The 20,252-nt window shown below is 68.0% G+C and carries 21 protein-coding genes; 7 read left to right on the top strand and 14 right to left on the bottom strand.

Translation table 11 applies throughout. The annotated features are described in order from the left end of the window. Position 1: 1 nt before the first annotated feature. Genes pgl through CRM90_RS16310 form a run of 3 tightly spaced genes read left to right on the top strand, consistent with a single transcriptional unit; the run spans position 2 to position 2,462 of the window. Entirely contained in the window at positions 2 to 745 is a 744-nt protein-coding gene (gene pgl / locus CRM90_RS16320) for a 6-phosphogluconolactonase (protein ID WP_102807993.1), read from the top strand. Positions 746 to 749: 4 nt separating this feature from the next. Then, complete coding sequence (locus CRM90_RS16315; protein WP_102807992.1) at positions 750 to 1,136, top strand: ATPase; 387 nt, start codon at positions 750 to 752, stop codon at positions 1,134 to 1,136. Positions 1,137 to 1,145: 9 nt separating this feature from the next. After that, complete coding sequence (locus tag CRM90_RS16310; protein WP_102807991.1) at positions 1,146 to 2,462, top strand: cytochrome P450; 1,317 nt, start codon at positions 1,146 to 1,148, stop codon at positions 2,460 to 2,462. Positions 2,463 to 2,624: 162 nt separating this feature from the next. Here the strand turns inward: CRM90_RS16310 and CRM90_RS16305 are convergent, their stop codons facing one another. Further along, positions 2,625 to 3,092: a DUF309 domain-containing protein gene (locus CRM90_RS16305; protein ID WP_102807990.1), complete on the bottom strand. Its 468-nt coding sequence runs from the start codon at positions 3,090 to 3,092 to the stop codon at positions 2,625 to 2,627. 3 nt (positions 3,093 to 3,095) lie between these two features. Continuing rightward, the gene (gene ppc / locus CRM90_RS16300) at positions 3,096 to 5,903 is read right to left on the bottom strand and encodes a phosphoenolpyruvate carboxylase (RefSeq protein WP_102807989.1); all 2,808 of its coding nucleotides are present in this window, start codon (positions 5,901 to 5,903) and stop codon (positions 3,096 to 3,098) included. A gap of 130 nt (positions 5,904 to 6,033) precedes the next feature. On the opposite strand from ppc, the gene CRM90_RS16295 reads away from it, so the two are divergent. Then, on the top strand, positions 6,034 to 7,377 hold the full coding sequence (locus tag CRM90_RS16295) for an HNH endonuclease signature motif containing protein (RefSeq protein WP_102807988.1): 1,344 nt from the start codon (positions 6,034 to 6,036) through the stop codon (positions 7,375 to 7,377). On the opposite strand, the gene CRM90_RS16290 is transcribed toward CRM90_RS16295, so the two are convergent. Further along, positions 7,319 to 7,801 (bottom strand): MarR family winged helix-turn-helix transcriptional regulator, encoded by a 483-nt coding sequence (locus CRM90_RS16290; RefSeq protein WP_233209360.1) that lies wholly within the window; start codon positions 7,799 to 7,801, stop codon positions 7,319 to 7,321. The genes CRM90_RS16295 and CRM90_RS16290 overlap by 59 nt on opposite strands. A 74-nt stretch (positions 7,802 to 7,875) precedes the next feature. On the opposite strand from CRM90_RS16290, the gene CRM90_RS16285 reads away from it, so the two are divergent. After that, positions 7,876 to 8,823 carry a quinone oxidoreductase family protein gene (locus CRM90_RS16285; RefSeq protein WP_102807986.1) on the top strand — a complete coding sequence of 316 codons (948 nt, stop codon included), beginning with the start codon at positions 7,876 to 7,878 and terminating at the stop codon, positions 8,821 to 8,823. On the opposite strand, the gene secG is transcribed toward CRM90_RS16285, so the two are convergent. The 5 genes from secG to CRM90_RS16260 form a co-directional block, all read right to left on the bottom strand. Continuing rightward, positions 8,820 to 9,053: a preprotein translocase subunit SecG gene (gene secG, locus CRM90_RS16280; RefSeq protein WP_036337899.1), complete on the bottom strand. Its 234-nt coding sequence runs from the start codon at positions 9,051 to 9,053 to the stop codon at positions 8,820 to 8,822. The genes CRM90_RS16285 and secG overlap by 4 nt on opposite strands. A 54-nt stretch (positions 9,054 to 9,107) precedes the next feature. Further along, positions 9,108 to 9,893: a triose-phosphate isomerase gene (tpiA, locus tag CRM90_RS16275; protein ID WP_102807985.1), complete on the bottom strand. Its 786-nt coding sequence runs from the start codon at positions 9,891 to 9,893 to the stop codon at positions 9,108 to 9,110. 7 nt (positions 9,894 to 9,900) lie between these two features. Continuing rightward, positions 9,901 to 11,109, bottom strand: coding sequence for a phosphoglycerate kinase (locus tag CRM90_RS16270; RefSeq protein ID WP_102807984.1), 1,209 nt, complete (start codon positions 11,107 to 11,109; stop codon positions 9,901 to 9,903). 5 nt (positions 11,110 to 11,114) lie between these two features. Next, positions 11,115 to 12,137 carry a type I glyceraldehyde-3-phosphate dehydrogenase gene (gene gap / locus CRM90_RS16265; RefSeq protein ID WP_102807983.1) on the bottom strand — a complete coding sequence of 341 codons (1,023 nt, stop codon included), beginning with the start codon at positions 12,135 to 12,137 and terminating at the stop codon, positions 11,115 to 11,117. Positions 12,138 to 12,214: 77 nt separating this feature from the next. After that, on the bottom strand, positions 12,215 to 12,937 hold the full coding sequence (locus tag CRM90_RS16260) for an ABC transporter substrate-binding protein (protein ID WP_102807982.1): 723 nt from the start codon (positions 12,935 to 12,937) through the stop codon (positions 12,215 to 12,217). Positions 12,938 to 13,165: 228 nt separating this feature from the next. Here CRM90_RS16260 and CRM90_RS16255 point away from each other — a divergent pair, with 228 nt between their 5' ends. Then, positions 13,166 to 13,831 (top strand): MOSC domain-containing protein, encoded by a 666-nt coding sequence (locus CRM90_RS16255; protein ID WP_102808026.1) that lies wholly within the window; start codon positions 13,166 to 13,168, stop codon positions 13,829 to 13,831. On the opposite strand, the gene whiA is transcribed toward CRM90_RS16255, so the two are convergent. Genes whiA through uvrC form a run of 4 tightly spaced genes read right to left on the bottom strand, consistent with a single transcriptional unit; the run spans position 13,828 to position 18,798 of the window. Next, positions 13,828 to 14,805, bottom strand: a complete 978-nt coding sequence (gene whiA / locus CRM90_RS16250; RefSeq protein ID WP_102808025.1) for a DNA-binding protein WhiA — start codon at positions 14,803 to 14,805, stop codon at positions 13,828 to 13,830. The genes CRM90_RS16255 and whiA overlap by 4 nt on opposite strands. Then, positions 14,802 to 15,863: a uridine diphosphate-N-acetylglucosamine-binding protein YvcK gene (gene yvcK, locus CRM90_RS16245; protein WP_102807981.1), complete on the bottom strand. Its 1,062-nt coding sequence runs from the start codon at positions 15,861 to 15,863 to the stop codon at positions 14,802 to 14,804. The genes whiA and yvcK overlap by 4 nt, the downstream gene beginning before the upstream one ends. After that, positions 15,860 to 16,750, bottom strand: coding sequence for an RNase adapter RapZ (gene rapZ / locus CRM90_RS16240; RefSeq protein ID WP_102808024.1), 891 nt, complete (start codon positions 16,748 to 16,750; stop codon positions 15,860 to 15,862). Before rapZ ends, yvcK begins: the two co-directional genes overlap by 4 nt. A 23-nt stretch (positions 16,751 to 16,773) precedes the next feature. Further along, positions 16,774 to 18,798 carry an excinuclease ABC subunit UvrC gene (uvrC, locus tag CRM90_RS16235; protein WP_102808023.1) on the bottom strand — a complete coding sequence of 675 codons (2,025 nt, stop codon included), beginning with the start codon at positions 18,796 to 18,798 and terminating at the stop codon, positions 16,774 to 16,776. Between the two features lie 46 nt (positions 18,799 to 18,844). Here uvrC and CRM90_RS16230 point away from each other — a divergent pair, with 46 nt between their 5' ends. Beyond that, complete coding sequence (locus tag CRM90_RS16230; protein WP_102808022.1) at positions 18,845 to 19,309, top strand: GNAT family N-acetyltransferase; 465 nt, start codon at positions 18,845 to 18,847, stop codon at positions 19,307 to 19,309. Here the strand turns inward: CRM90_RS16230 and CRM90_RS16225 are convergent. Together CRM90_RS16225 and ribH are read right to left on the bottom strand one after the other, a co-directional pair. Further along, positions 19,296 to 19,760: a PH domain-containing protein gene (locus CRM90_RS16225; protein WP_102807980.1), complete on the bottom strand. Its 465-nt coding sequence runs from the start codon at positions 19,758 to 19,760 to the stop codon at positions 19,296 to 19,298. The two genes, CRM90_RS16230 and CRM90_RS16225, sit on opposite strands and share 14 nt — an antisense overlap. Continuing rightward, complete coding sequence (gene ribH / locus CRM90_RS16220; RefSeq protein ID WP_102807979.1) at positions 19,757 to 20,236, bottom strand: 6,7-dimethyl-8-ribityllumazine synthase; 480 nt, start codon at positions 20,234 to 20,236, stop codon at positions 19,757 to 19,759. Before ribH ends, CRM90_RS16225 begins: the two co-directional genes overlap by 4 nt. Between the last annotated feature and the right edge of the window lie 16 nt (positions 20,237 to 20,252).

Genomic DNA, 20,252 nt, shown 5'->3' with positions numbered 1-20,252 from the left:
TGTGAACCAGATAGTCGAGACCTATCCGGATACCTCAGCGCTGGTGGCCGCCGTCGGCGACCGGCTGGTCGGGGCGATCACCGCCGCCATCACCGCGCGCGGGCAGGCGTTCGTCGTACTGACCGGCGGCGGAACGGGAATCAACCTGCTCAAGCATGTCGGCGCCCACGACGGCGCGATCGACTGGTCGAAGGTGCATATCTTCTGGGGCGACGAACGCTACGTCCCCGCCGATGACGACGAGCGCAACGACAAGCAGGCCCGCGAGGCGCTGCTCGGCCACATCGACATCCCGGACATCAACGTGCACCCGATGGCGGCCAGTGACGGCGAGTTCGGCGACGACCTGGACGCTGCGGCCCTGGCCTATGAGAGTGTGCTCGCCGCCAACGCCGGGCCGGGCGAACCGACACCGGTATTCGACGTGCACCTGCTGGGGATGGGGCCGGAAGGCCACATCAACTCGCTGTTCCCGCACACCCCTGCGGTCGCGGAGACCAAGCGGCTGGTGGTCGGTGTCGAGGACTCCCCCAAACCGCCGCCCCGGCGGATCACGCTGACCCTTCCCGCCGTCAATCGGTCGCGCGAGGTGTGGCTGGTGGTATCCGGTGAGGGCAAGGCCGAGGCGGTCGCCGAGGCCGTCGGCGGCGCCAAGGCCGCCGACTGGCCGGCTGCCGGCGCGAAAGGCCGCGACGCCACGGTTTGGCTTCTCGACACCGAGGCGGCCGGCAAGCTGCCACACTGAGCCCATGGTTGACAAGCCGCCCCCGCCACGGTCTGGCCGGGACCGGATCAAGACCCTGGCCCAGGCGGCACTCAACGCCGACGTCACCGTCGACCAGCTCGACACCATCCTGTCCGGGATGAGCGATGCGCTCACCGATCTGAACAAGACCATGAGCGGCATGAACGGCACCCTCGAGTACTTCGAGGAGACGCTTGTCGTGTTCAACTCCACGCTGAGCCGCATCGACGAGCTGGCGCCTCGGCTCGACGCGGTGGTCGCCCGCATGGAAGGGATCGTCGAGCGCGTCGAACGCATCGTGGGTGTCGGCGAAGCGGTGATCTCACCGCTGGCCGCCACGGAGTCGGCCATCCGCGGGGTGGTCAACGCGATCCGTCGCCAGGGCCGCTAGCGCGTCACCATGGACCTGCACGTCAAAACCCGGGTGCACTGGTTGTTGGATTACGGACTTTCTCGTTCGGCGCTCACGCTGCTCGCTCATCGCGGAGACCCGTTCGCCCGACTGGTCATCGACAGCGGGAGACCCGAGAACACCTATCGCCTCATCGAGGAGGTCCGCCGGCGGGGTCGAATGTCTCCCGGGATCGGCGGCGGTTGGGTCACCGCTGACGCGCAGATCGTCCGAAACGTTCTGCGCGACGACCGATTCCGGACCGTCAAACCGCAGGATCGGTTTCCTGTTCGTGCGGTCCGGTGGCTGGCCGCCAAGACGGCCCCGGACATGATGAATCCCGTCGAGCCGCCCTCGCTCCTCGTGGTGGATCCGCCCGTGCACACCCGGTTGCGTCGCCTGGTATCGCGTGCTTTCACACCTCGAGCGATCGACGGACTGCGCGATCGCATTCACGAGATCACCGACAGGGTGCTCGACGATCTCGAGGGCGAGTCGCACTGCGATCTGATCCCCGCCTTCGCGGCCCGGATCCCCATCGAGGTCATCGCCGAGATGCTGGGACTCCCCCGCGAGGAGATACCGGCGCTGCACGCCTTCGCCGACCCTGCCGCCAAGCTACTGACCACAACCGTTCCTGCCTGGAACGACTTTTACACCGCCTCGGTGGCCTTGCGCGATTTCGAAGGCTACATCGCCGCACATATCGAGCGACTCCGGCTCAACGACGCGGACAACAGCATCCTGTCAGCCGTACTCCACGACGACGACCTCACCGAAGACGAGGTCAGGATGTTCGCCGGCCTGCTCCTCGGTGCCGGATTCATCACCACCACACACGCATTCGGCAACGCGGTGGTCGCGCTTCTGCGCCATCCGGAACAGCTGGCGCATCTGCAGGCGCATCCCGAAGGCTGGCCCAATGCAGTCGAAGAGTCGCTCCGCTACGACTCGGTGGCCCAGATCGGGCTGCGGGTGGCGACAAAGCCGGTGCAGATCGAGGGCTGCGCCATCGACGAAGGGCAGGCGGTGTTCGTGCTCATCGCCGGAGCCAACCGCGATCCGGCGCTCTTCGAGCGTCCTCTCGAATTCGACACCACACGCGCCAACGCCCGCGACCACCTCAGCTTCAGTTCCGGTATTCACGTCTGTATCGGCGCAGCACTCGCCCGCCTAGAACTGAACATCGGCCTGGAGGCTCTGTTTCGGCGCTTTCCAGAACTCGCGCTGGACGGCGAACCGACGCTCAACGACAGCACGTTGCTGCGCGGAGTAAAACGCCTACCTGTCAGCCTGGGAGCCGCTCCGTCAGGTGCCGGCCGCTAGTGCGCGTCACCACCAGTCGTCGCCGGGGTCGGTGCCTGACCAATCGCCCAGCACCTGTGCCGCCGTCTGCGGAAGCGGTCCGAGCAGTTCGGCGGTGTTCTCCAGGGAGCAGTCGGGTTGTGTCATAACCGTTTTGACGCTATCGGCCAGCTGTTGGTTCCATCACGGGGTCAAGTGCGGCCGCAACCGCTCCGCATCGATCTCGACGCCTGCGGCGAGATCGTCTGCCAGCGCGGCCCCGGTGGCGGCCAGACCGACGATGTCGATGCCGTAGGGCGCTCCTGGGACCTCGGCAAGCAGCGTTGATGCCCGGCGCAGCAGTGCGGCAGCACCCGTGCGATTGCCGCGTTGGATGTGCGTGACACCGACCGCGAACTGGGCCAGCCCCTGCCACAGCGGTCGCTCGTCATCGGGTCCGTTCTGCCAGGCCGCCTCGAAGACTTCGTGAGCGTGAAACGCCCGCCCTCGGCTGAGCAGATCTTGCGCGTAGGCGAGGGTTTCGGCCGGCGGGAGACTCAGGTCGTCGGGAATGCGGGGTTCCCCCTGCGCGCCAGGCGGCAGCGGCCGGCCGAGTGCGTCGCGGGCCCTGGCATTGCGGGGCCGGCCGGACTCGTCGCGGTCGCGGGCCATCGGCTAACCGCTGTTGCGCAGTGCCGACGCCAACCCACTCATGGTGAGCAGGATGCCGCGCTGGACCAGCTCGTCGTCGTCTCCGGACCGGTAGCGGCGCAGCAGCTCGACCTGTAAGTGGTTGAGCGGCTCCAGGTATGGAAAACGGTTGAACACCGACCTGGCCAGCGCCGGGTTGTCGGCGAGCAGGTCGTCCTGGCCGGTGATCAGCTGATGGATCCGCAGCGTGCGGCCGTACTCGGCGACGATCTTGTCGAACACCCGGGCGCGGAGCTCCTCGTCCTCGACCAGCTCGGAATACCGGGCGGCCAAGCCCATGTCGGCCTTGGCGAGCACCTGCGCCATGTTGGAGAGCACTGTGGCGAAGAACGGCCAGTTCTTGTACAGCTCCTGCAAGACCTCGAGCCGGGCCTCGGGCGATTCCGGACCATCGGCGATCCACTCCTCGACCGCGGTGCCGGTGCCGTACCAGCCGGGCAGCATCACGCGCGACTGGCTCCAGGCCAGCACCCACGGGATGGCCCGCAGATCGGAGATCGACGTGGTGGGTTTGCGCGACGTCGGCCTGCTGCCGATGTTGAGCGAACCGATCTCGCTGACCGGTGTAGAAGCCTTGAAGTAGTCGACGAAACCTGGTGTCTCGTGGACCAATTCGGCGTAGGCACGCTGAGCCCGGGCGGCCAGGTCGTCGAGCACCTCGTACGCCTGCTCGGCGAGGTCGCCGAGGCCCTCGGTGTCGAGCAGCGTCGACTCCAGCGTGGCGGCGAGCAATGTCTCCAGGTTGCGGTGCGCGATCCGCGGCTCGGCGTACTTCGCGGCGATCACCTCGCCCTGTTCGGTCAGCCGGAGCGAACCGTTCACCGCACCCGGCGGCTGGGCCAAAATCGCATCGTAGCTCGGGCCACCGCCCCGGCCGACGGTGCCGCCCCGACCGTGGAAGAGCCGCAACCGAATTCCGGTCTTGCGGGCCGATTCCACCAGATCCAGTTCGGCCCGGTAGAGCGCCCAGTTGGCGGCCAGATATCCGCCGTCCTTGTTGGAGTCCGAATAGCCGAGCATCACCTCCTGGCTCTCGCCGCGGGCATGCACCATCGCACGGTAGAGCGGCAGGTCCAGCGCAGACTCGAGGATCGAGGCGCCGTGCTGCAGGTCGTCGATCGTTTCGAACAGGGGCACGATTCCGACGGGCGCGTAGACGTCGCCACTCGAAACATCGAGCAGACCCGCCTCTTTGAGCAGGATCGCGGCTTCCAGCATGTCCGAGACCGACTGGCACATCGAGATGATGTAGTTGGGCACCGCTTCGGGGCCGAACACCGTGACCGCACGGGCGGCGGCGAACACGATGTCGAGTTCTTTGCGGGCCAGCTCGGAGAGCTCGGAGTCGTCGCGCACCAGGGGCCGGCGGGTCTTCAGCTCGGCGGCCAGCACCTCGACCCGCTCCGGCTCGGACAGCGACGCATAGTCCGGATGGACCCCGGCCCAGGACAGCAGTTCGGCGATGACCTGTTCGTGCACCTCGGAGTTCTGCCGCATGTCCAGGCTGCTCAGGTGAAAACCGAAGACGTCCACGGCTTCCCGCAACCGGGCAAGCCGGTCGTCGGCCAGCAGGGTGCTGCCGTTGGCGCGCAATGACGCGTCGATGGTGTTCAGGTCGGCGAGCAGCTCGTCGGGTGTGTCGTACGGTTCGAGGCCGAGATCGAGGGTGTGCGCCGGTTCGCGATCGAGGATCTTCTGCCCGGTCGCGGTGAGCCGGGCGTGCACCACCCGCAGTGCCCGCCGGTAGGGCTCGTCCATCCGGGCCGGCTCGTGGCAGGCGTCGGCCAGGGCGACGAGAGTGTCGGTGGTCTTCACCAGGCGCGCCGACATCGACAATTCCTGTTCGAGCTTGTTGAGCTCGGCGAAGTAGTGTCCCAGGGCGGTGTAGGCGGCGCTGCCGGTGGCCAGCCGGACCACGTCGGCGGTGACGTTCGGGTTTCCGTCGCGATCGCCGCCGATCCAGGAGCCTGGCCGCAGGATCGGCTCGGGCAGCAGCTCGGCGTCGGGCCAGCGGGTTCGCAGCGCGTCGCGAACCTCAGCATTGACCTTCGGGATCACCTCGAAGAACGCCGCCGGGTAGTACCGCAGGCCGACTTCGATCTCGTCCTGGATCTTCAAGCGGGACAACCGGATCAGTGCGGTCTGCCATAGCGTCAGGATCTGCCTGCGCAGTTCGGTCTCGACCGGCCGGCCGTCCTCGGTTTCGTCCTGACCGTGTAGCCGCACGCGCATCAGCTGGGTGATGCGGTGCTGGGTGTCGAAGACGGTGCGCCTGCGGGTCTCGGTGGGGTGGGCGGTGATGACCGGCGCCACCAATGCCCCGGTGAGTGCTTCCTGAACCGTTGCCGCGTCCAGCTGGGCGGCATCGAGCTTGTCGTAGGTGGCGGCGAGGGTGCTGTTCTGTGGTGGTTCCCCGGCGGCGACGTGGATCGCGCGGCGCCGTTCGCGGTGGATGTCCTCGGCGACGTTGGCCAGCAGGGCGAAGTGGCTGAACGCGCGGATCACCGGGATGGCCTGGTGGACGTCGATGCCGTCGAACAGCTGGGCCAGCTCGGACCGGTCGATCTCGGATCGGCGCACCCGGAACGATTCGACGCGGGCTTTTTCGACGAGGTCGAAGACCTCGTCGCCGTTCTGCTCGCGCACGGTGTCACCGAGGATCGCCCCCAGCAGCCGGATGTCCTCCCGCATCGGCTCGGTGGCCTCCCGCCCGACCTGGGTGCGCTGTACCGCGCCGATCGGTTCCAGCGACACATCCGGAGCTTCAGCCATCCCCCAAGTATTCCGGTGTCCGCTATGGGCTGCAGGGCGTGGGGTCGTGGCGTTGTCCACAGAGCCGACTTCGTCCACAGGTTGCGGTTTCGCCCCTGGTGCTCGAACAATTGTTCGATACCGTGGCGTCATGTCCGTCGAACCCCTGACCACCCACGCGGTGCATGAGCGGGTTCGCGCCGAGCTCGATGCCGTCGACGCTGCGTACGGCAGGCTCCGGTCGATCTGTACTGATCTGGCCGGCAACACGTTTCGCATCGAGGTGGCCGAACGCCTGGAGGGCCAGAACCGAGTGAACCGCGGGCTGTCCTACCGGATGTTCGGCGAGATCGCCGAACCGGTCGACGGCTCGTCGTCGCCTGCCGGAGTGAAGGTCCGTGACGTCCTGGCCAGCCGGTTACGCCTGACGGCCGGGGAGGTCAAGCGTCGGTTCGCGCTGGCGGCTCGACTGCGGCCGCGTCGATCTCTGACCGGTCCGACGCTACCGCCGGAATTGCCGGTGGTGGCGGCCGCGGTCGAGGCCGGGGAGGTCGGCGAGGACCACATCGCGGCAGTGTGCACTGCGCTCGACCGGCTGCCGTCGTTCGTCACTGCGGCCGACCGGGCCGCGGCGGAACGTGCGTTGGTTCGCCGGGCGCGCGAACAGGATTCGAAGTTCGTCGCGGCGATCGGTGTCGAGATCGCAAACTGCCTGAATCCCGACGGCACGTTCACCGACGAGGATCGGGCACGACGGCGCGGGTTGCGGCTGGGCCGGCAGGGTCCGGACGGGATGAGCAGGCTTTCCGGCTGGGTGGATCCGGAGAGCCGCGCCTACATCGAAGCGGTGACGGCCGCAGTCCGGCCGGGGCGCCATCTCCCCGACGGCACCGGGGGACGCGACAACCGAAGCCCGGAACAACGCTGCCACGACGGAATCACGCTCGGCCTCAAGGCGGCTCTGTCATCGGGGGCGTTGGGGCAGCATCGCGGACTGCCGGTGACCGTGATCGTGACGACGACGCTGGGCGAGCTGGAGCAGGCGGCGGGCTGGGCCCGTACCGGCGGAACCGGCCGGCTCCCGATGCGCGACGTCATCCGGATGGCCGGCGAAGCGGTGCACTACCTGGCGGTGTTCGAGGATCACTCGGCACGCCCGCTGTACCTAGGCCGCGCGAAACGGCTTGCGACTGCCGACCATCGGATCATCTGCCATGCCCGCGACCGCGGGTGCACCAAGCCGGACTGTTTCGAGCCCGGCTACCACTCCGAAGTGCATCATGCGCTGGAGTGGAGCGCCGGCGGCCCGACCGACGCCGACAACCTGTACTTCGGCTGCCCGTGCGACCACGCGATGGCGACCGAGGGCACGTACACGACGACTGTCACCGAGGACGGCCGGATCGCGTGGAGCGACGGCACCGGTCCCCCACGGGTCAACGACGCGCACCACCCGGAACGGTTGCTCCGCGAGGACGACGGGGAGTCGGGGTGACGGGCGGCGCGGGGTCGAGCATTCCCGACAGCAGCGCGGTCAGTCGCTTCTGCTCGGCGGCGCTGAGCCGGCTGGTCATCGGTGTCAGCAGGCCGGCGACCGTGTCGGCGAGATCGGCGCCGAGCCGCTGCCCGGTGGCGGTCAGGGTGACGTGCACCGAGCGGCCGTCCTCGCGGCTGGTGGCCCGTTTGACCAGACCGCGGCGCACCGCGCGGTCCATCAACCCGCTCACCGACGATCGCTCCAAGCCGAGGTATTCGGCGAGTTGCGCCATGGTGGGTTCGCGGTCGCGCAGGATGGCCAGCGCACGCAGCTGCGTCAGGGACAGGTCGTTGTCGGCGGCGACCCGGTTCAACACCGCAGTCACCGCGAACGAGGTGCGCACCAGGTCTTCCAGCAGCGCTTCTGAGATATCGCCCGGCATCGCACTAGCGTACCGCATTGGTTCGTATTACCATCTAAATTTAGTTCGTAATACCATCTATTTTGGAGGATGCCGTGTACGCAGCGGTCGTCACAGACTTCACGAAACCGCCTGTCTATCAGGAAGTTCCGCAGGCAATCGCGATCGGGAACACCGACATCGTCGTCGACGTCCTTGCGGCAGGTCTGCATCCGCTGGTGCGGTCCCGCGCCAGCGGAGCCCACTACACCAGCACCGGCGTCCTGCCCCTGGTGCCCGGGATCGACGGTGTCGGCCGCGCCTCCGACGGCATGTTGCGCTACTTCGTCGTGGCCACCGACCTCGGTGCGATGGCCCAACAGACCGTCGTCGACGTGCGCCGCAGTGTCGTGCTCCCCGACGACGCCGATCCGGTCGCGATAGCCGCGGCGATGAACCCCGCCATGTCGTCGTGGGTGGCGTTACGCCGCCGTACCCTGATGCACCGGGGACAGACCGTCGTGATTCTGGGCGCGACCGGAACCGCCGGGCGTCTGGCAGTGCAGGTCGCCAAGTATCTCGGCGCTGGGGCGGTGATCGGCATCGGCCGGGACCGCAGGCAGCTGGCACTGCTGCCCGACCTCGGCGCCGACGACGTGGTCGCACTCGACGAGATCACCACGAGCATCGACCGGATCACCGCGGCCGACATTGTGCTCGACTACCTGTGGGGACCGCCCGCGGCCGACATCATGGCCGGCCTGGCGCGCGGCCGCCACGACTCAGCACAGCCGCTGACGTGGATTCAGATCGGTTCGATGGCCGGCGCCGACGCCGGCATCCCATCGGCGGCTCTGCGATCCATGCCGATGCAGATCGTCGGCAGCGGTATCGGGTCGGTGCCGGTCGCCGATATCGTGGCGGAGCTGCCGGAATTGGCGGCCGAAATCTCCAACGGCACCCTGCGGACGCAGGCGCGCGCGGTCCCGCTGGCGGAGGTCGAACAGGTGTGGCCGCAGCCCGAGAACGGTCAGCGGATCGTCTTCACGCCTGAAACGGACTAGCTGTACTTGATCTGGAGGGCCATGCCGATGATGGACACCACCCAGATACCGGTGACGAACAGCGTGAGGCGGTCGAGGTTCTTCTCGACCACGGTCGACCCGGACAGGCTGGACTGCACACCGCCGCCGAACAGCGTCGACAGGCCGCCACCCTTGGCACGGTGCAGGAGCACCAAGAGCACCACCAGAACGCTGGTGGTGACCAGGATGATCTGCAAAGTCAAAACCATGGCGACCAGACTACCTGGTCGGGGCCGTCATCACGGCATCGGTCACGGGAGGGTTCACGGCAGGGGCCCACCCGCGGCGATCGCCGACAGAGTGGCGAACTGCTCCCCGTCCAGCGACGCCCCGCCGACCAGCGCGCCGTCGACGTCCTGCTGAGCGACGATCTCCCCGACGTTCTTGGCGTTCACCGAGCCGCCGTAGAGCACCCGGACACCGTCGGCGGTCTCCCGCGTCGCGATGTTGCCGAGCTCGGCCCGGATCGCGGCGCACACCTCCTGCGCGTCGGCCGCACTGGCCACCCGCCCGGTGCCGATCGCCCACACCGGCTCGTAGGCGATCACCACATCGGTCAGCTGCTCCTTGGTGAGCCCGGCCAGCGACCCGCGCAACGAGTTCACGCAGAACTCGACGTGGTCGCCGGCCTCGCGGATCTCGAGCTGCTCGCCGATGCACACGATCGGCGTCAGCCCATGCCGGAACGCCGCAGCCGCCTTCTCGGCGACCACCGCGTCGTCCTCGTGGTGATACGTGCGCCGCTCGGAGTGCCCGACCACCACGAATGTGCACCCCAGCTTGGCCAGGAACGCACCGCTGATGTCGCCGGTGTAGGCGCCCGAGTCGTGCTGCGACAGGTCCTGCGCGCCGTAGGTCAGCCGCAGCTTGTCGCCATCGACCAGGGTCTGCACACTGCGCAGATCGGTGAACGGCGGGATCACCGTCACGTCGACCTTGTCGAAGTACTTGTCGGGCAACGAGAACGCGATCTTCTGGACCAGAGCGATGGCCTCGAAGTGGTTGAGGTTCATCTTCCAGTTGCCCGCGATCAGCGGTTTACGGGACACAGGACTCCTAGTTCAATACTTCGATGCCGGGCAGTGTTTTGCCCTCAAGGTATTCCAGCGATGCACCGCCGCCGGTCGAAATGTGCGAGAAACCGTCCTCCGGCAGACCCAGCTGGCGCACCGCGGCCGCCGAATCGCCACCACCGACGACACTGAACGCGCCCTTGCCGGTCGCGGCGACGATCGCCTCGGCCACCCCTTTGGTCCCCGCGGCGAACGCCGGGAACTCGAACACACCCATCGGTCCGTTCCAGAAGATGGTGCGGGCGTTGGACAGCAGCTTGGTGAACCGCTTCACCGACTCCGGGCCGATGTCCAGGCCCATCTTGTCGGCCGGGATGCTGTCCGCCCACACGGTTTCCGCAGGCGAGTCGGCCGCGAACTTCTCCGCGACCACGATGTCCACCGGCAGGTGGATGACATCGCCGTAGGTCTCCAGCAGCTGACGGCAGGTCTCGATCATCTCCTCCTGCAAAAGCGAGGTACCCACCGAAACACCTTGCGCGGCAAGGAAGGTGAAGCACATACCGCCGCCGATGACGATGCTGTCCGCCTTGGTCGCCAGATTCTCGATGACGGCGAGCTTGTCCGACACCTTCGACCCGCCGAGCACCACGGCATACGGCCGCTCACTGGAGCTGGTCAGCTGTTGGAGCACCTTGACCTCGGCGGCCACCAGCGTTCCCGCGTAGTGCGGCAGCAGTGTGGCCACGTCGTACACCGACGCCTGCTTGCGGTGCACCACACCGAATCCGTCGGAGACGAAAGCGCCGTCCTCGCCGACCAATTCGACGAGTGCCTTGGCCAGCGCCAACCGTTCGCTGTCGTCCTTGCTGGTCTCACGCGGGTCGAACCGGATGTTCTCCAGCAACAGGACGTCCCCGTCGGTGAGCCCCTCGGCGCGGGCGAGTGCGTCGGTGCCGACCACGTCGCCGGCCAGCTGGACGTGCCTGCCCAGCCGCTCGGACAGCGCAGTGGCCACCGGCGCCAGCGAGAACGCCGGATCCACACCACCTTTGGGGCGGCCGAGGTGAGCGGTCACGATGACCTTCGCCCCGGCGTCGGCCAGCGCCTTCAGCGTCGGGACCGACGCGATGATGCGGCCCGGATCAGTGATCTTCCCACCGTCGAGCGGGACGTTCAGGTCGGAGCGCACGAGAACGCCCCGACCCGAAACACCCTCGGCCAGCAGGTCGTCGAGTGTCTGGACGGCCATTGCTGCTACAGCGACTTACCGACCAGCGCGACCAGGTCCACCAGACGGTTCGAGTAGCCCCACTCGTTGTCGTACCACGACACGACCTTGGCCTGGTTGTCGATGACCTTGGTCAGACCCGAGTCGAAGATCGAGCTGTGCGGGTCGGTGACGATGTCGGAGGACACGATCGGCGCGTCGTAGTACTTGAGGATGCCCTTGAGCTTGCCGTCGGCGGCGGCCTTCATGGCGGCGTTGATGTCGGCAGCGCTCGCCGACTTGCTCAGCTCGGCGGTCAGGTCGGTCACCGACCCGGTGGGGATCGGCACCCGCAGCGCGTAGCCATCCAGCTTGCCCTTGAGCTCCGGCAGCACCAGGCCGATCGCCTTGGCGGCACCGGTCGAGGTCGGCACGATGTTCAGCGCGGCCGCCCGGGCGCGGCGCAGATCGCTGTGCGGGCCGTCCTGCAGGTTCTGATCCTGGGTGTAGGCGTGGATCGTCGTCATCAGACCCTTGACGATGCCGAACTCGTCGTTGAGGACCTTGGCCAGCGGGCCGAGGCAGTTCGTGGTGCACGACGCATTGGAGATGATGTTCTGGCTACCGTCGTACTTGTCGTCGTTGACGCCCAGCACGATCGTGATGTCCTCGTCGGTGGCCGGCGCGGAGATGATGACCTTCTTGGCACCGGCATCGAGGTGACCCTGCGCCTTGTCGCGCTTGGTGAAGATGCCGGTGGACTCGACCACGATGTCGACGCCGAGGTCGCCCCACGGCAGTTCAGCCGGGCCGGCCTTGACCTCGAGCGCCTTGATCTTGGTGTCGCCGACGACGATGGTGTCCTCACCCTCGAGGCTCACGTCGTACGGCAACCGGCCAAGGATCGAGTCGAATTTCAGCAGGTGCGCCAGCGCCGCGTTGTCGGTCAGATCGTTGACCGCGATGATCTCGATATCCGCGTTCTTGCCCTGCGCCTTCTGCGCGTCGAGAGCCCGGAAGAAGTTGCGTCCGATGCGGCCGAAGCCGTTAACGCCAACCCGGATGGTCACGTTGTCTCCTCTAGTAGCTTCTCAGTACCCGCCCAGCCTAGTGGCCTGCTCACCGGCATGCGCGACCGCCTGGAACCTCAGGAGATCCGGGGCCCGCTCTGGTCGGCGCGTGGTGAGCCGGTCCACCGCTCCCGGATCGCCGGCAACGTCCCGTCCTGCTCGAGAGCGGCCTGCGCGACGTTGATCCGGCCCAGCAACGCGGTATCGGTGGTCGGTACCGCGATCGCGATCTTCTCGGTGGTGATGCCGCGCTGAACGACGGTCACGCCCGGCGCCGCCGCGGCCAGCCGGGTCAGCACCGGGTCGAGTTTCATCAACGCATCGCAGCGACCGCTGGACAGATCTCGCAACGCGGTCCGGATGTTGCCGTAGTCGTACACCCGCACCCGCGCGACCTTGCCGGCGGCAAGCAGCCGGTTGGCGATCGGCTGGCTGGTGTTGCCCTGCTGCACGCCGAGGGTCAGCCCCTCGAGATCGTCTGTCGATGTGACGTCGGGCAGCCGGGTGGCGTCGACGGCGAGCGCCTGGCCGGAGATCAGGTACGGATCGCAGAACGCGGCCTTCAACGCGCGGGATCCGGTGATCGTGGTGCCGGAGGCGACGCAGTCGAACTCGCCGGAGTCCAGTGCGTCGAAGATGCCGTTGAAGTCGCGGCCCTGGTATCGCACGAACTCCACCGACGCGCCGAGCCGCTCGCCGATGGCGGCCATGAGCTCGACGTCGAGGCCGGAGCCTGTTGGCCCGGCGTCGTTGAACGGTGGGTCGGGCAAGGCCGCCCCGACTCGCAACACCTCGGCCATGGCATGAACGCTAGCCCCCTGTCCGGCGCCCCCATAGGTGCTCGCCGCCGAGGAACCCCGCCCAGCCCTAGGAGCACCGCCCCGAGCGACCGGAACTATCGCGAAAAACTCATCGGCACACAGCATTTCGACGCTCGTATCGACCGGCTCGTCATCGGCGAGCAGTCTTTCGTCGGGCGCGATCGGACTGGACGAGCACCGCCGAAGCACCGCCATTACCCTGTGGTGGTGGCAAGTGTGTTGTCGGTCAATCTGGCCCGCGTCCGCGCGAATCCCGACAAGCCGGCGAGACGCACCGGCATCGACAAGGCGGCGACGCCCGACGCGGTGATGGTGCGCGCTCCGGGGCCGATGCGCGGCGGTATGGGCAGCGGCCTGGTCGGGGACACGATCGGCAACCAGAAGCTGCACGGGGGGGACGACCAAGCCGTCTACGTCTACTCCCGCGAAGACCTCGACGAGTGGGCCACCCGCCTCGAACGGCCGTTGACCGACGGGATGTTCGGCGAGAACCTCACCACCTCCGGCGTCGACGTGACAGGAGCGCTGATCGGCGAACGCTGGCGGGTGGGCACCGGCGGTCTGCTGCTCGAAGTCTCGGCCCCCCGCACCCCGTGCCGCACGTTCGCGGCGTTCCTCGACATCGCCGGCTGGATCAAGACGTTCACCGACGCCGGCAAGCCCGGGGCCTACCTACGGGTCATCTCCCCCGGCCCGGTGCGCGCGGGAGACGAGATCGTCGTCGAGGACAAGCCCGATCACGATGTGACGATCGCCCTGGTGTTCCGCGCGCGGATGACAGACCCCAGCCTGCTCCCCCGGCTGCGGGCCGCCGACGCGCTGTCCGACGAACTCAAGGCCTTTGTCGCCGACCGGGTGACCAAGTCGATCTAGGCGTCTTCCAGCAGGTCGGGCGTGACGGCCGACTCGGTGTCCGGGATGCCGTCCTGCTTGGCTTTGCGATCCGCCATCGACAACAGCCGCCGAATACGCCCGGCCACAGCATCTTTGGTCATCGGCGGGTCGGCGAGGCGGCCCAGTTCCTCCAGCGACGCCTGCCGGTGTTCGACCCGAAGCTTGCCCGCCGCGGCCAGATGGTCGGGCACCGTGTCAGCCAGGATCTCCAACGCCCGCTCCACACGGGCCGCGGCGGCGACCGCGGCCCGGGCCGAGCGGCGCAGGTTCGCGTCGTCGAAGTTGGCCAGCCGGTTGGCGGTGGCGCGCACCTCCCGGCGCATCCGCCGCTCCTCCCAGGTGAGCCGGGTGTCCTGGGCGCCCATCCGGGTCAGCAGTGCACCGATGGCCTCGCCATCGCGCACCACGACCCGGTCGGTGCCCCGCACCTCCCGTGCCTTCGCGCTGACCCCGAGCCGCCGGGCGGCACCCACCAGCGCCAGCGCGGCTTCCGGTCCGGGACAACTGACTTCGAGCGCTGAGGACCGCCCCGGCTCGGTCAGCGAGCCGTGCGCGAGGAACGCACCCCGCCATGCCGCCTCCGCGTCACCGACACTGCCGCCGACCACCTGAGCGGGCAGTCCGCGCACCGGCCGGCCGCGCATGTCCAGCAGACCCGTCTGACGGGCCAGCGCCTCACCGTCCTTGGCGACCCGCACCAGATACCGGGTGCTCTTGCGGATGCCGCTGGCCGACAGCACGTGCACCACCGCGTTGTAGCCGTACAGGTCGTAGATGTCCTTGCGCAGCCGCCGGGCGATGATGCCCAGGTCCACCTCGGCTTCGACCACGACTCGGCCCGACACGATGTGCAGGCCACCGGCGAATCGCAACAGCGAGGCCACCTCGGCCCGGCGTGCGCTCACAGAATTGACGGCCAGCCGGCTGAGTTCGTCCTTCACCTCGGCAGTCATCGCCACAGGTCGTCACCTCTCGGTCCGTTGCCAGTCGGGTCCTGCACCCCGTCCCCCTGTCGCCCTCCGCCGGCCTGCACGGATGCAGCAGGTGGAGGGGAAGGCGGCGCGGTCACCGAATTTCGGGTGCGCACACCGTCAAGCGCTGCAGCCAGCTTGGCCGGGTCATGTAAAGGTGTACCAGGTCTGGTCACGTCGGCAAACTGAACTGAAGCTTCCAGCAGGCTTGCGGTACGCCGCAGTTGGTCACGCTCCCGGTCAGATGGGACGCGGGTGGCGTCGACCACGATCTCATGCACCGAGAAGCCCGGCGCATGCTGCGCGAGGACGTGCAGATGCCGCTCGGCGGAGAAACCGGCCGTCTCCCCCGGCTCGGCGGCCAGGTTCAGCACCAGCGCGCGGCGGGCGGTGGTCTCCTTCAGCGCAGCGGCCAGCTCCGGCACCAGCACGTGCGGGATCACACTGGTGAACCAGGAGCCCGGCCCGAGCACCACCAGATCGGCGTGCATGATCGCGTCGACGGCCTGGCGGGTGGCCGGCGGGTCACCCGGCAGCAGCCGCACCCGACGAACCTTGCCCGGTGTTGTCGCGACGGCCACCTGACCGCGGATCACCCGGCTCATCCGGGGATCGCCTTCCAGCCCGGCGACGTCGGCCTCGATCTGCAGCGCGATCGGGCACATCGGCAGCACCCTGCCCTTGACGCCGAGGATCCGGCCCAACTCGTCGAGCGCGGCCACCGGATCAGCCAGCAACTCGTTGAGGCCGGCCAGCATCAGGTTGCCGATCGGATGCCCGGCCAGCGCGCCGCTGCCGCCGAACCGATGCTGGATGATGGTGGCCCACAGCCGGCCGTGCGGGCTGTCAGATGCCAACGCCGCCAACGCCATTCGCAGATCGCCAGGCGGGATGATGTCAAGTTCGCTGCGCAGCCGCCCGGAGGAACCCCCGTCGTCGGCGACCGTGACCACCGCGGTGACGTGCGGCGTGAGCCGGCGTGCCGCGGACAGGGTCGCGTACAAACCGTGGCCACCACCGAGGGCGACGATGCGTGTCATTCGCGACCCAGATCGCGGTGCAGAACGCGAACGGTCAGGTGCTCGTGGTTCTCCAGTAATCCGGCGAGCGCCTCGGCCATCGCCACACTGCGGTGCTTACCGCCGGTGCAGCCGATGGCCACGGTCATGTAGCGCTTCCCCTCCCGGCTGTAGCCATCGACGACCAGCCTCAGCAGCTGATGGTAGGTCTGCAGGAACTCCGCGGCGCCGGGTTGGCCCAGGACGTAGTCACGGACTGCCGGATGCTGGCCGGAGTGCGCCCGCAATTCGTCCACCCAGTGCGGGTTCGGCAGGAAGCGGACGTCCATCACCATGTCGGAGTCCATCGGCAGCCCGTACTTGAACCCGAACGACTCGACCGTGACGCTGATCTGCGCGACGGTCTGCCCCGCGAATGCCCGTTCGATGCTCTCGCGCAGGCCGTGCACCGAGAGGGTGGAGGTGTCGATGACCAGATCCGCCGACGCCCGCACCGGGGCCAGCATGGCCCGCTCGGCGGCAATACCTTCGGCCAGGGTCTGATTGCCCTGCAGCGGATGACTGCGCCGGTTGCTTTCGTAGCGGCGGACCAGGATGTCGTCGGAAGCCTCCATGAACAACACCCGCGGATGGATGCCGCGGGTCACCAGCTCGTTGCGTACCCAGTCCAGATCCCCGGTGAACCCGCGGGACCGGACGTCCATCACCACCGCCAGTTGGGTGATCCGCGAGCCGGCGGTCAGGCCGAAGTCCACCATCCTGGCGATGAGTTCGGGCGGCAGATTGTCGGCGACGTACCAGCCCAGGTCTTCGAGCACCTTGGCCGCGGTTCCCCGGCCTGCCCCGGACAGCCCCGTCACCAACACCACGTCGATACCTGAATCCTCGCCGGTGTGGCCGGTGTGCATCTCTTCGCCTGTGCTGTGCTCTGTCATCGGGTCGCCTGTTCAGCAGACTGATCTTTGCCGACCGGATCGTCCGCTGCAGCCGATACCGGCGAATCCACCGTCACGCCTAGCGCTTCCAGTACCGCGGCGGCGGTCGCGGTGCCGATCCCTGGCACCGTGGTGATCTCCTCGACACTGGCCTGACGCAATCGGGCCAGCGACCCGAAGTGGCTCACCAGCGCCTTGCGCCGGATCTCCCCGAGCCCCGGCACCGAGTCCAGCGCCGACGCCGTCATCCGCTTGGAGCGCTTACTGCGGTGATACGCGATGGCGAAGCGGTGGGCTTCGTCGCGGACCCGCTGCAGCAGGTAGAGCCCTTCACTGTTCCGCGGGAGGATGAGCGGTTCCGCTTCGGCGGGGACCCACACCTCCTCGAGGCGCTTGGCCAGACCGATCACGGCGACATCGGTGACGCCGAGCTCGTCGAGCACCGCTTGGGCGGCGTTGACCTGGGGAGCGCCCCCGTCGACGACGTAGAGGTTGGGCGGGTAGGCGAACTTGCGCGACTTGCCCTCCGGCGCCAACTCATCGGGGGGCTGCTGCTGTTCATGGACATGGCGGGCGAACCGGCGCCGCGTCACCTCGGCGATCGAGGCGACGTCGTCGGAGCGGCCCTCGCCCGCAGCCTCCCGGATGGCGAAGTGCCGGTAGTCCGACTTACGCGGCAGACCGTCCTCGAACACCACCATGGAGGCCACCACATCGGTGCCCTGCACATGACTGATGTCGACGCACTCGATGCGCAGCGGCGCATCGGCCAGTCCGAGTGATTCCTGAATGTTCTGCAGCGCAGCCGATCTCGCGGTGAAATCGCCGGCCCGCTTGAGCTTGTGCTGCTGCAGCGCCTCTTTGGCGTTACGGTGCACCGTCTCGGCCAGCGCCTTCTTGTCGCCGCGCCGCGGCACCCGCAGCGCCACCCGCGACCCACGCAACCCGGACAGCCAGTCGGCCAGCTCATCGGCGTTGGGCGGCAGGCAGGGCACCAGCACCTCGCGCGGCACCGGATTGGTGGATTCGTCTGCGGCACCACCCAATTCGGCCCCGGGCGGGCCGCCCAATTCAGCTTCAGCACCGTAGAACTGGGTGAGGAACTGCTCCACCAGCCGTCCTTCGGCTGATTCGCCAGGGTCGGAAGGCTTTTCGACGACCCAGCCGCGCTGGCCACGCACCCGCCCGCCCCGGACGTGGAAGACCTGCACGGCGGCTTCCAGATCGTCGTCGGCAAACGCGACCACATCGGCGTCGGTACCGTCCCCGAGCACCACGGCCTGCTTCTCCAGCGCACGCTTGAGCGCGGCGATGTCATCGCGCAGCCGGGCGGCGCGCTCGAAGTTCAATTCGGCGGACGCCGCGTTCATCTCCAGTTCGAGTTCGCGGGCGAAGCGGTCGGTCTTGCCGGAGAGGAAGTCGCAGAAATCCAGAACGATCTTGCGGTGTTCCTCAGCGCTGACCCTTCCGACGCATGGCGCCGAGCACTTGTCGATGTAGCCCAGTAGGCACGGACGCTCGATCTGGCTGTGCCGCTTGAACACTCCCGCCGAACAGGTGCGGGCGGGAAAGACCCGGGTGAGCAGGTCGAGCGTTTCGCGGATGGCCCAGGCATGCGAATACGGGCCGAAATAGCGCACACCCTTGCGGCGCGGACCGCGGTAGACCGACAGCCGCGGATACTCCTCGTTGAGGGTGACGGCCAGCACCGGGTAGGACTTGTCGTCGCGGTACCGGACGTTGAACCGCGGATCGAACTCCTTGATCCAGTTGTATTCCAACTGCAGAGCTTCGACCTCGGTGTTGACCACCGTCCACTCGACCTTGGCCGCGGTGGTCACCATCTGGCGGGTGCGTGGATGCAGGGCGGAGATGTCCTGGAAGTACGACGTCAGCCGAGGCCGCAGGCTTTTAGCCTTGCCGACGTAGATCACCCGGCCATGCGGATCTCGGAATCGGTAAACACCCGGTTCAACCGGAATGGACCCGGGCGCCGGGCGGTACGTCGACGGGTCGGGCACGTCCACAAGGTTAGTCCGAGCGCCGACAGGCACTACCGTCGTGGGCGTGCCAGCAGCGCGCATCACTCGTCTCACCGAGTCGGACTGGGAACAGTTCGCCGAGCTGAGGCTGCGCGCGCTCACCGAGACGTTCGGGACGACCGACACGCAGTACCTCGTCGAGGCCCGGTTCACCGCGCCCGACTGGCGCCGGCGGCTGCGCGACCATGCGCAATTCGTGGCGATGCTGGACGGCAGGCCCGTCGGCATGGTCGCCGTCTATCAGGAGAGCGCTCAGGCGGCGTACGTGTACTCCCTGTGGCTCGAGCCCGCGGCACGAGGGCACGGGCTGGCCCGCAGGCTGGTGGCGGCCGCGGTGGACTGGGCCCGACGGCGCGGGGCACGCACCGCGACTCTGCGGATGGCGCCCGACAACGCGGCCGCCCGAACGGTCTACGAGAGCCTGGGGTTCACCGAGGTGCCGAATTGCGGGGCCACCGGCGAAGTGGTGATGAGACTCACGATCCCGTGAGATCAGGCCGGTACTTGGCGAGCTGCGTCCGGAGAGTGTCCATCGCGTGCACCGCGCGTTCGCCGTCTATCGCCTGGATGGCCAGCACCGCGGTGTATTCGTAGTCCTCCAGATCGACCCGGGCCCACCGCGAGCCCTGCGGGAACGACACCCCCACCACGTCACTCCACGGGATCACCCGCTCGAGCAGGATGTTGCGAACACCGAGCCCGTCCGGCCCGATCCGCAGTCGCGGCGTGGCCAGCAGCAGGATCGCGGCCGCCAGGATCAGCCCGAGCACGCCCATCGCCACCTGATCGGCGGTCTGCAGGATCGCCCCGGTGTAGCGGATCTTCAGCAGGACACCGACGACGATCCCGGAGGTCGCGACCACGAACGCGGCCGCATACGCGACATACGGCGTCAGGCGCGGCCGCAGCACGACATCCCAGCGGCTGGTGGTGTCGGTCATGCCCCGCGGAGGTGACGCAGCGTCAACGCGGTCGACAACGCGGCGGCGGCGGCCTGCGCACCTTTGTCCTCGGCGGAATCGGGCAGACCGGCGCGGTCGAGTGCCTGCTCCTCGGTGTTGACGGTCAGCACCCCGTTGGCCACCGGCGTCGACTCGTCCAGCGACACCCGGGTCAGGCCCTGGGTGACGGCATCGCAGACATAATCGAAATGCGGTGTCTGCCCGCGGATCACGACACCCAGCGCGACGACGGCGTCATGAGTGCGCGCGAGTTCCTGTGCGACGACCGGGATTTCGATGGCCCCCAGGACGCGGACGACGGTCGGGCTGGGCACGCCGCAGTCGTCGGCCACCCGGCGGGCACCGTCGAGCAGCGCGTTGCAGATTTTCGAATGCCAGGTGCTGGCCACGATGGCCAGTGACAACTCCGAGGCGTCCATCTCCGGAAGCTCCGGGACGCCGGCGCCTCCGCTCATTCACTCGCTCCGCAAG

It is taken from the genome of Mycobacterium sp. ENV421 (genome assembly GCF_002887815.1).
In the GTDB taxonomy this organism is placed as follows: domain Bacteria; phylum Actinomycetota; class Actinomycetes; order Mycobacteriales; family Mycobacteriaceae; genus Mycobacterium.
This window is presented reverse-complemented; position numbering and strand designations above follow the sequence as displayed.